Raw genomic sequence first — 2,484 nt, 5'->3', positions numbered from 1 at the left:
GAACATGATTCTAGTATTCACAACTATATCCGTTATTAAATCAGTACTCATAAACAATAGATAGATTTTATAGCTTTCTACAGAGAAAAGACCAATCCATCTGTCCTAATCAGTATAATCTAACTGGATTTTTTTTAAGTTACCCAAGTATTAGGTCATATATAAAACAGTGAAGGTTAAAGACTTTTAAATACACAAAATTTAGTTTGAATTCGGATTTTAGGATACTAACAAAGAAGAACGATACTTCCCTCCTAGCCACGATAGAAGTAAAAATCCTTTTTTGAGACTTTTTATACCGATAAAAAGATTGAAACGCATAGCGGGACCACACTTACTAATGAAAATAGTATTACTGCTCCTGAAGAAAAAAAAGCATCTATCGTAGATTTACAATCATAAAATTCATAATAGCTACTTACTACAGATAAACCAACAGTTATATATATCAATATAAAAGAGCGTGAAAAAAATTTGTCGTTTTTAAATACAACTACCTTTTACAATCAATAAGCATAAAATAAAAAGAGATCGTAATTAAAGTGCATAAAAAAACCTTCTTGGTTCACAAGAAGGTTTTAGTCGGGGTGGCAGGATTCGAACCTGCGGCCTCCTGCTCCCAAAGCAGGCGCGATAACCGAGCTACGCTACACCCCGTAACGCGGGTGCAAAGATACATCTTTTTTCTACTTCCACAATAGGTTAACACAAATAATTATAAAGTAACATCTAATTTAAATCATTCTAATTTTAACTAACATTAATACAATAAAACTAATTAATTAAAAAACAATCACTTAATACACGTTTACATAATACCAAAGAAAATACTTGTGTTAAAAAACAAATCTTTCTATGATACACAATTCATGCTTTGGGAATTTAATTATCCGAATAAACCTTCAGGAATTATGTTTTATAATATATTTACTTTGAATTACCTTTTATTATTTAACCATGGAAATATCCTCAGGACTGATTGTTGTTGCTTTATTTTTTTTTATTAACTCACAATTTACAAAATTAAACAGCAGGTTCGTCAAACTAAATATTGAAAGAAAAACATTAAACAGAAAATTAGCCCCTCTAAAAAACAACAAATCAACAGAAGAAATAACTAATTCTGGTCCTGCTAATATTTCCGAGAAAACACTTTCTGTAACTGAAAAATTAGTCATTCCCACAACCAAACTAAGCAATAAACCCACAGAAGAGTAAATTTCTATTACTCCAAACGCAGAAACCAAACCAACAGTTGCTGTTCCTGAAGAACCAATTACATCCCTAGTGATTGAGGAATCTCAAGAATCAATTACATACGAACCTACAAAATCCTTTTGAGGAAAATTCAGAGAAAACAATCCAGATTTAGAGAGATTTACAGGTGAGAATCTAATTAACAAAATCGAAATCTTGAATCTTATCTCTGGAGTAAGTTATTTTATAAAGATTGAATCAATCAACCTGCACATGTAGGTATCGGCGCGCTTTGTGGTGCCTTGGTACTTGGAATTGATCATAAATTGCGTCAAAACTACACAGCGTTCAGTTCTGTTTTGGTAGCTTGTGCGATAGTGATATTCTATTTTACAATCGGAATAGCTTTTCATAGCTACCAATTATTCAGTCAAACCGTGGCGTTCCTTATCATTGTCACCATCAATGCTTTTAGTTGCTTAATATCATTATTTTACAACTGTAAAGACTATCAGTACTTACACTAATTGGTGGTTTTGTCGTAACCATTTATACTTAGCACAGAACAAGGCAATTATGTGGTCTATTTAGATACGACAAGTTCATTCGTCATTATGCAACCTTGTAAGTTCAGAGTTACTTCTACACGGACTTCTATTATCAGACTCCCTTTTTACGAACACGGATTTAAACACTAGTCCACTGTACAGCTCTTCCAAAAAACACGATTTAGATAGCATATTCGGTATAAAAAAGTGATTACAAATAGTCTCCTATCAAAAACGAGAATCCAAATCATCAAAACAAGCTTTACTATTCTCTAAGGAATATTCGCTCTAGTATTTTTATTTTCGAATTAAAAGGAAAATAAAACCTTGCGTATCGTCGCTATAGTTGTACTAGGAATTACGATTTTAAAACTATTTTTATTGGACATTAGTAATACATCTGAGACCGGGAAAATTATTGCTCTTATATTATTGGGTATTTTAATTCTAACAATTTCATTTGTATACCAAAAAATAAAAATACTAGTGCAAGACGATAACAAAAAAACAAAACACCTGAAGTTGACTAAATTTCTAATCCTTTCTACACATAGTACTTTTGCGCAACAACAAATAACTGCCCCGATAGGAAAAGTGACTCAAAGCAGTTATCGTCGCTTTGTAATTCCAGCCGATATAAGTTCTTTGAGGTAAGCAGTTAAATTCATATCTTTAAAGTATTGAAAAACATAGAAATAATGGAAATTTTTAAAGGTCAAAATCTCATAGAGTTCTCTGA

3 protein-coding genes and 1 tRNA gene are annotated in these 2,484 nt (G+C 31.6%); 3 read left to right on the top strand and 1 reads right to left on the bottom strand.

Annotation, left to right across the window (positions count from 1 at the left end; all coding sequences use genetic code 11):
* Nucleotides 1–582: 582 nt before the first annotated feature.
* Nucleotides 583–657, bottom strand: a tRNA-Pro gene (locus tag M2326_RS17415).
* 300 nt (nucleotides 658–957) lie between these two features.
* On the opposite strand from M2326_RS17415, the gene M2326_RS17410 reads away from it, so the two are divergent.
* The 3 genes from M2326_RS17410 (at nucleotide 958) to M2326_RS17400 (ending at nucleotide 2,399) form a co-directional block, all read left to right on the top strand.
* A complete protein-coding gene (locus M2326_RS17410; protein ID WP_264620814.1) occupies nucleotides 958–1,218 on the top strand; it encodes a hypothetical protein in 261 nt (86 codons plus the stop codon).
* A gap of 281 nt (nucleotides 1,219–1,499) precedes the next feature.
* Complete coding sequence (locus M2326_RS17405) at nucleotides 1,500–1,724, top strand: DUF2339 domain-containing protein (protein WP_319800853.1); 225 nt, start codon at nucleotides 1,500–1,502, stop codon at nucleotides 1,722–1,724.
* 348 nt (nucleotides 1,725–2,072) lie between these two features.
* Entirely contained in the window at nucleotides 2,073–2,399 is a 327-nt protein-coding gene (locus M2326_RS17400) for a DUF2339 domain-containing protein (protein WP_264620812.1), read from the top strand.
* The last annotated feature ends 85 nt before the right edge of the window (nucleotides 2,400–2,484 follow it).

It is taken from the genome of Flavobacterium psychraerolatum (assembly GCF_025960985.1).
In the GTDB taxonomy this organism is placed as follows: Bacteria; Bacteroidota; Bacteroidia; order Flavobacteriales; family Flavobacteriaceae; genus Flavobacterium.
The sequence above is the reverse complement of the archived record's forward strand: the minus strand, read 5'-3'. Positions and strand labels throughout refer to the sequence as shown.